General features: G+C 57.7%; 5 protein-coding genes. 1 reads left to right on the forward strand and 4 read right to left on the reverse strand.

Going from position 1 to position 8,620, the window contains the following annotated elements:
* Positions 1-363: 363 nt before the first annotated feature.
* Positions 364-1,683 (reverse strand): hypothetical protein, encoded by a 1,320-nt coding sequence (locus QZY03_RS05895; RefSeq protein WP_295579022.1) that lies wholly within the window; start codon positions 1,681-1,683, stop codon positions 364-366.
* Positions 1,684-2,780: 1,097 nt separating this feature from the next.
* Between QZY03_RS05895 and QZY03_RS05900 the strand changes: the two genes are divergently transcribed.
* Positions 2,781-4,166 (forward strand): reverse transcriptase family protein, encoded by a 1,386-nt coding sequence (locus QZY03_RS05900; RefSeq protein WP_295579025.1) that lies wholly within the window; start codon positions 2,781-2,783, stop codon positions 4,164-4,166.
* 148 nt (positions 4,167-4,314) lie between these two features.
* On the opposite strand, the gene QZY03_RS05905 is transcribed toward QZY03_RS05900, so the two are convergent.
* The 3 genes from QZY03_RS05905 to QZY03_RS05915 form a co-directional block, all read right to left on the reverse strand.
* Positions 4,315-5,907, reverse strand: coding sequence for a hypothetical protein (locus QZY03_RS05905; RefSeq protein WP_295579028.1), 1,593 nt, complete (start codon positions 5,905-5,907; stop codon positions 4,315-4,317).
* Positions 5,907-7,859: a phospholipase D-like domain-containing protein gene (locus QZY03_RS05910; protein WP_295579031.1), complete on the reverse strand. Its 1,953-nt coding sequence runs from the start codon at positions 7,857-7,859 to the stop codon at positions 5,907-5,909. The genes QZY03_RS05905 and QZY03_RS05910 overlap by 1 nt, the downstream gene beginning before the upstream one ends.
* 88 nt (positions 7,860-7,947) lie before the next feature.
* On the reverse strand, positions 7,948-8,620 hold a 673-nt coding region (locus tag QZY03_RS05915; protein ID WP_295579033.1), incomplete at its 5' end, for an AAA family ATPase.

Genomic DNA, 8,620 nt, shown 5'->3' on the forward strand with positions numbered 1-8,620 from the left:
AAGGTCCTATAAGGATATAGAGCAGGTTTGGGGCTGCCGTGAGCCAGTGATGGGCTGATATAGCCCTCGGACGTGATAACCGGACGTAGGGGCGGGTTTCAAACCCGCCCCTACACCAAGGGTCTGTCCGGATATCAGGTAAGAAGGCTATATAATGGCCGGCAAAATTATATTGAGCCCGGCTCGAATGGCACTGACTTAAGTCGAGACATCTATAAATCAGCGGGTTACAGACAGTGCGACAAGCAGTCACTTGAGTTCAGGCAGCTTTTTCGGCGGTGTTTCCTGGCATCGGCCCAGTCCGCAACCGTTTTTCGCTGACTTCGCGCCATCGCAACCGATTGTTTCTATGAGGCTAACGCCTTAAGTCAGTGCCATTCGCCCCTTATCCCTGCTCGGCAGTGACTCCATTAAGTCGATGACGTTTTCGCGGCGCAGAAGGTGAAAGTTTGATTTAAAGGCTACCAAGTTGGCGAATACCGACCGATGCTCATAGCCTTCGAGCAGATCTAAGACGGCCGAGTCCCACCGATGCTCATAGCGTTCGAGCAGATTAAGGCTCCAGGGTAGGGCGTGATTCTCTGACAGACAGTGCCAATCCCATCGGTCAGCGAATCGCTCGATTAAGTCCAGGCTCCAGGGTAGGGCGTGGTTCCCAGACAGTCCATTTTCTCCCCATTGCCACCGATCGGCAAAGCGCTCGATCAGTTCTACGCTCCAAGGTAGGGATTCGTTCTGCCCGAGTCCGCGGTGTCGCCAAGCCCACCGATTGACAAAGCGCTCGATCAGTTCCACGCTCCAAGGTAGGGCTTTGTTCCTCGATACCAAATACCAGTTCCACCGGTCGACAAAGCGCTCGATCAGTTCCACGCTCCAAGGTAGAGCTTTGTTCTGCGAGACCCCCGTCCAGTTCCACCGGTCGACAAAGCGCTCGATCAGTTCCACGCTCCAAGGTAGAGCTTCGTTCTGCGAGGCGCCCGTCCAGTTCCACCGGTCGACAAAGCGCTCGATCAGTTCCACGCTCCAAGCTAGATCTTTGTTCAGCGAGACCGCCATCCAGTCCCACCGGTCGGCAAAACGTTCAATCAATTTCACGCTCCAAGGTAGAGCTTTGTTCTGCGAAACCGCCATCCAGTTCCACCGGTCGGCAAAGCGCTCGATCAGTTCCACGCTCCAAGGTAGAGCGCTGTTCCACGAAAGCCATTCCCAGTCCCACCGATCGGCATAACGCTCGACCAACTCCAGGCTCCACGGCAGGGCTTCGTTTATAGAGAGTCCACGCAGCCCATCCAGTCCATCCCAGTCCCACCGATCGGAATAACGCTCGATCAACTCCAGGCTCCACGGCAGGCCTTCGTTGCAAGAGAGTCCATACCAGTTCCACCGATCGGCAAAGCGCTCGATCAGATCCAAGGTCCAGAGTAGGACTTCGCTATGTGAGAGGTCGAACCAGTTCCACCGATCTGCAAAGCGACCGATCAGATCGTCATCAAGAGGATAAAGACAAGAGAGACCAGGAACGAAGATCTTCGGATGCCTGCGAAGCAACGCCTTGAACCGCTCCCGCTCCGCCTCGTCTTTGACCGCAGAAGCGACCGCAAGTAGCCGATCCGTGGCTTGAACCATCGCGCGCTCAGGCGCGGGCACCAGGGCGTTTCTGGGATCGGAAGCGTCCTCATTCATCAAAATAAGTCATCCAGGAATTTCTTGGCGTCGCTATCGTTGAATTTCTCGGGGCTCGGCACCGGCGGGACTGGTGCTTGGTCCATCAGATCGATGATGTCCTGCCGCTGTAAGCGTTCCCACAGCGGCCGCAGGTGCCGCGCGGCCGGCGGTCGGTAAAGCGCTCGATGAGATCCAGTCCCCAGGGGAGCGCGGCGTTGTCGGAGAGTACATCCCAGTCCCACCGGTCGGCAAAGCGCTGGATCAGTTCCGCCGTCCAGGGCAGAGCCGGATTGGCGGAGAGGATCGGCCAATCCTAGCGGTCGGCCAGGAGCGCCGGGCTCCAGCGCAGGTCGCGGTTGGCGGAGAGAGGAATTAATCGAGCCTAGTCCCTTATCCACCTTATCCACCGCAATGGGGTGCCGCGGCACTTGAACACGACAAGCGGAAATCGCCTGCGCCTCAGACCCACCCGGTCCGGCTTCACCCCGCGGCGCGCGCGAAAAATGCTGCAGCGCAAACGTCTCTCAAGTGTCTCTCGCTACGCGGCGTTGGTTATTTCTCGTGATGGTGCTAGCATATGAATGCCGAGCTTAGTTTGCAAGAAAGACTGTAGTGTTCGCAAGGAACACGTAGTGCGCACGATGATTCGTCGTGTAGTAGAGTAAGTTGTCTTTTTCGTCCCCGCTTCGCGGAAGAGTCGGTTGCTTGCTGGGCTCGGCAAATCCCATTCCTAACTTGACGTTTCGCGGTTATGAAGCATTCTTCCAGGTCAAACACTTTAACCCTGAATTTCTCTTTGGGTTATGCGGATCTACGCGAAGTACTTCGAAATGTTTCTTACCCCACCCAATGTTCTACCGCATCGGGTCAACAGCCACTTCATGCTGCACTTAGCGATAGATCAACTGGTCCGCGTCTGCGCCAAGATGGCTCCCTGCCCGGACCTCTAGCTGTGATGCGGCGAGGTATGAACTGGCTAAGAAATGGCGCTATAATCGCTATAGCCTATTTCTGCGATTCTAAAATCAGCTTACCTGATATATAGCAATAGCTGATATTTAATAGATATCACATTTAATATTAATATCGAGTATCATTACTTGTCAGGGGCGGATATGCCATCGTCTGCTAAGCAGGATTATCTCAGAACTGAATCATCTACTAAGCCGAATTATCTCAGAACTGAGTTTCTTGAGTATAATTCATGGGGTCCGACAACCCCGAAACAAGATGGTGTCCTTTTTCATCAGAATCACAGCAGTGTTGGGTTTCCGATTATTAACAATTTATCAGATCTCAGTAATGGTGTTGGGCTGTCTGTAGGCGAATTGATTTGGCTTTGTTACAGGAAGCCGGTGAGTACGGTTGATCATTATTTCCGCTTTACTATTCCGAAGAGGAGCGGTGGGCTGCGATATATTGCATCCCCCAAGCCTCGGCTTGCTCATGTTCAACAGTGGATAAAAACGAATATCTTGGATAAAGTGGAAATTCATAGCGCAGCATGTGCCTATCGAGCAGGTAGATCGATTGTCGACTGCGCGATTCCACACCAGAAAAAGTCCGTTGTGATTCGGTTAGACATTGAAAACTTTTTCCCTTCAATAAATTTTTTTAACGTACGCCAGATATTCCTTGACATGGGTTACAATCTAGGTATCAGTACTTGCTTTGCTCTTTTATGTACAGATGAGCATCGGGATAAAGAAATAGTAGATGGTCAGACGCGGTACATTAGTCGCTCCCCTAGTTCCCCTCGGCACTTGCCACAAGGCTCATCGGCATCGCCGGTCATCAGTAATATCGTTATGTGCCTCAATGACTTGAAGCTAAGTGCGATAGCTGCAGACAACGGATGCAGTTATACAAGGTATGCGGATGATTTATTCTTTTCGACGGACGACGAAAAGCCCCTTGGAGACCTAATTATCGGGAAACTAATTTATTCCGTCAAAAGCACATTAGTATCCCAATCGCTTGTGATCAACAACCGTAAGACGCGCGTCATGAAAATGGGGAGCCGGCAAGCGGTCGTTGGGATAGTTGTAAATACCAAACTCAGCGTGCCTCGAAAATTACTTCGGAGGCTGAGGTCCGCTATACACTGGTGCGAGAAATACTCGCTGCATCACTACATGGTAAATTACATACGTGGAATGGTCGCTTATGTAAGAATGATAGACCGGTCCGCGGCTGAGCAACTCGTGGCATCTCATCCTTGGATTGTGATCGCCGAGACACGACGAATCAGCAGCGCTGCATGGGTTTTGCGGAAGTGGTTGCCAGTGGTTGATATCTATAGTCATAAGTTGTTCGGGGCGGTGGTTTTTTTTCATCCGCCTAATCTAATCACAAGTGCCGGCGTTTGTGATCGAAAAGGCTTTGTGGTGCTTGAGCATACATTTACCGTTTTTCCTTGGCCATCGTTCGTTGCAGAGGCGAAACAAGTGGATTCACCTGTTGTGAGAAGGGCGCTGTTGCAAAAAGTGTTAGGACCGTAGGGCGCTGATCGGGTCGGGCTGACGGGATTTCGCTCGTCAGTCTTACCACACCACCGGGCATGCGGTTTTTCTGCATCCCGCCGTTGAGCCCAACGGGCTTGGCCCGCGTCGGCACCCGCGGGCGAGAAACTCACCAGTGGCTGGTGATTTAAAAGATGTCGTCATCGAAAGAGAAAAGACCAGTGGCCTGTCGCTCTGTGCTTTCGGATGCGCGGCTAACCATTCGCAGGATGTCTGGTGTTCTGGGTTCGATTCTCTGACTTAACGGGGTCGCTTCCTGGGGGTGTGAGTCGATTCCTGAGGCTTTGGTTTCGGGCTTTTCATGCAGCGACTCCATTAGTTTAATGATGTCTTCGCGGCGTAGAAAGCGCCATCGCTGAAAGTCCCATTTGAAGGCTCCCAGGACGGCGAAGTCCCACCGATGTTCATAACGTTCGAGCAGATCTAGGCTCCAGGGCAAGGCGGGATTCGCGGACAGATGTCGCCAATTCCATCGGTCGGCGAATCGCTCGATCAAGTCCAGGCGCCAGGGCAGAGCGGAATTCCAGGACAGATGTTGCCAATCCCATCGGTCGGCGAATCGCTCGATCAAGTCCAGGCGCCAGGGTAGGGCGGGATTCCAGGACAGATGTTGCCAATCCCATCGGTCGGCGAAGCGCTCGATCAAGTCCAGGCTCCAGGGTGGGGCGGGATTCCGGGACAGATATTGCCAATGCCATCGGTCGGCGAATCGCTCGATCAAGTCCAGGCTCCAGGGCAGGGCGGGATTCCGGGACAGATATTGCCAATGCCATCGGTCGGCGAAGCGCTCGATCAAGTCCAGGCTCCAGGGCAGGGCGGGATTCCGGGACAGATATTTCCAATCCCATCGATCGGCGAATCGCTCGATCAAGTCCAGGCTCCAGGGCAGCGCTTCGTTACTAGTGAGCCCATGGACATTGCGGCCCCCATACCATCGGTCGGCGAATCGCTCGATCAAGTCCAGGCGCCACGGCAGGGCTTCGTTGCAGGAGAGAGAGGGCAAATTCCATCGATCGGCGAATCGCTCGATCAAGTCCAGGCTCCAGGGCAGCGATTCGTTGCAGGAGAGAGAGGACCAATCCCATCGGTCGGCGAATCGCTCGATCAAGTCCTGGTGCCAAGGCAGGGTGGGATTCCAGGACAGATGTTGCCAATTCCATCGGTCGGCGAATCGTTCGATCAAGTCCTGGTGCCAAGGCATGGCGGGATTCCAGGACAGATATTTCCAATCCCATCGGTCGGCGAATCGCTCGATCAAGTCCAGGCTCCAGGGCAGCGCTTCGTTGCAGGAGAGAGAGGACCAATCCCATCGGTCGGCAAATTGCGCAATCAGTTCCAGGTGCCAGGGAATGGCAATATTGTGGGACAGGTTAGACCATTCCCATCTATCGGCGAAGCGGCCGATTAATTCGCTGCTCCAAGTCATGGCTTCATTTGAGGATAGACCATAATAATAGCTGTCTTTGTGGCTGTGTTCCGTCCACCCCCATTGCCATCGGCTGGCGAAAGTTTTGACGAGGTCGCCATCAAGCGCGTAGTAGCATGACAGCCATTTAACCAACAGATCCGGACGCCTGCGAAGCAATGCCGTGAACCGCTCGCGCTCCGCCTCGTCATTGACCGCAGAAGCGACCGCAAGCAGCCGATCCGTGGCTTGAACCATCGCGCGCTCAGGCGCGGGCACCAGGGCGTATCTGGGATCGGAAGCGTCGTCATTCATCAAAATAAGTCATCCAGGAATTTCTTGGCGTCGCTATCGTCGAATTTCTCGGGGCTCGGTACCGGCGGGACTGGTGCTTGGTCCATCAGATCGATGATGTCCTGCCGCTGCAAGCGTTCCCACAGCGGCCGCAGGTGCCGCGCTGCCGGAGGCTGCCAGCGGTCGGTAAAGCGCTCGATGAGATCCAGTCCCCAGGGGAGCGCGGCGTTGTCGGAGAGTACATCCCAGTCCCACCGGTCGGCAAAGCGCTGGATCAGTTCCGCCGTCCAGGGCAGGGCCGGATTGGCGGAGAGGATCGGCCAATCCCAGCGGTCGGCCAGGAGCGCGATGAGCGCCGGGCTCCAGCGCAGGGCGCGGTTGGCAGAGAGCGCCTGCCAGTCCCACTGCCGGGGATAGCGTCTGAGCAACTCAAAGCTCAGCGCGGCCTGACCGGACAGACCCTGCACCAGGATGTCCGGTCGTGCCCGCAGGCAGTCTTGAAAGCGGGTGTGCTCAGTGTGCTCGGTGTCGTCGGGGTCGGCGGCGCGCTGCTGCATCCGGGCCAGGGTCTCTTCGATCCAAAGGTTGGCGTCTTCGAAAGTTAGGCGGCGCTCGTCGAAATAGGCGTCCCAGTCGGTGAGGCGGTGCAGGGTGCGGTAGGTCTCGGTGTCGCGCAGGGCCTTTAGCTCGGCGGCGACCCGGTCGAGGTCGTGGCGCAGGACGATGATGGCGTGTTGCAGCGATTCGGTATCGGTCAGGGGGATGCCGTGCGCGGTGCCGAACTGGCCGGTGCGCACGGCGGCATGGATGGTGCGCACGGCGGCGAGGTCGTTGTTGCGGTAGGCGGCTTGCAGCCGGATGAACAGGTCCTTGGCCCGCTCCTGGTCGGCCGCATCCACCTTGTCCGGGTGGCAGCGCTGGCTGGTTTGGCGATACAGGCGCTTGAGTTCGTCCAGATCCGCGGGGGCGAGCGACGGGGGCGGCGGGGTCCGGCGGGCACGGGTATTGGCCTCGCGGTAGTCTTGGTACTCGGCCTCAGCGCGCTCGGCCTCGGACTGCAAGGCCGGATCGGCCTCGGCCTGGCGGCGGCGCAGCGCGGCCTGGAGCGCGAGGTGACGGATGGTCAGGTCGCCGAGTTCGTGGTTGGCGCGTAGTGAAAAGGCATGGATCTGACGCTCGATGTCGGCCTGTTCATCGCGCAGGGCGGTGATCTGATAGTCCAGTGCGCGCACCGTGAGGCGCAGCAGGGCAGTGCGTTCGTGCCTGGCGAGGGTTCGCTCGCGGCTGCCCTGGAGATAGTCGTCGATCCAGGCCGCCGCGATGCCGTCGGCGGGTGCTCGCAGGGCGGCGAACAAGGGATCGAGGCCCATGGCGCGGCTGTCAGGGCGGAGTTTCTCGACTTGGGCGGCCACGGCGTCCCAGTCTTCCAGCATCAGCAGATGACGGATGACTTCAAGGCGTCGGCGGGTCTCGGCGCTGTCGCTGGCGCGGGGGCCAAGGCCTTGGTCCTGGAGCAGGCCGGTGAAGGCGTCGAGGTAGTCGGCGGCGATGTTGCCGTCGTCATCCGCGCCGGTGCCGTCGGCGGGGTTATGGGTGATGACCAGGATCAGGCCGTCGTCGCTGCCCTCGGGCGGGCGGGTCCAATCGTGTGAGCCGGTAATCACGCTGGTGCGGTCGATGACGCAGAAGTTGTGCTCGATGGTTGGTTGGTCGTCGCGGCCGGCGGGGAGCAGGAAGACCTCGCCGCCAATGTCGCGCAGGCGCTCGAAATTGAGCCGGCCGGGGCCGATGTTGTGCGAATCCGCGGGGATTGCGAGGCGCACGGTCAGGCCAAGACCGGCCTTTTTGCACAGGATGTCGAAGATGTCGCGGTCCGTGAACCGGGCGACGGCGACGACGATTTGCTCGGTAGCCGCGGTGAGGCGCTTGGCGATCTCTTGGGGAATGTTGTCGAAGTGGGCGGTCGTTTCCATGAGCTGATTCCAACGCTGACAGTATCGAGGTTCGGGAGAAACGAGTTGCTGCGGTCGAGTCTCGTGCCGTGATTCAGGTCGCTCATCCTCATCGGGTGGTTCCCAGCAGGATACGCTGCCCCAGCGCTTCATAACGGTTCCAGATATCCGGAACGTGGGAGGTGATCAATAGCTGCCCGTCGCGCGCGGCAACCATCTGCTCCAGCCGAGAGAGGAAGCCGGGGATGAGCGACGGGTGCAGGTGCAGGTCAGGTTCGTCGATCAGGACGATGCCGCCGGGTTCGAGCCAGCGGCCAACCATGTAGATCTGGATCAATACCTGATGTTCGCCCGCGCTCAGATCATCCAGACCATGGACGCTGCCCGCGTGGTCACGCAGTGCGACCCGAATGCGGTTTTCACCCACTCTGATTTCGGTCAGGATCTCCTTGCCGGAGAGAAAGCCGTTCATGTCGTGTACCAGGCCAAGAAAGCGTTCCGGTGCCGCGGCCTTCAATGCCAGCAGCGATGCTTCCAACTGGCTCTCCCATTGCTCGGAGACGTGGTAGGCGGCGAGCCAGCACTGCCCAAGGTCTTCCGGCTTGATCTCTTCCAACCCGCGTCGCGGTTTCACCCAGCGTCGCTCTTCGGCGTCCAAGAAAATGACGTTCGGCGATCCGCCGCCCTCGGGGGAGACGAGCATCCGGTGACGTGCCTCGGCCCAGTCGTCCAGCCGCAGACCTTGCGGGCGCCAGATCAGTTCGCGACCCGCTGAGCGTCCG

The organism is uncultured Lamprocystis sp. (assembly GCF_903933125.1).
Taxonomy (GTDB): domain Bacteria; phylum Pseudomonadota; class Gammaproteobacteria; order Chromatiales; family Chromatiaceae; genus Thiodictyon.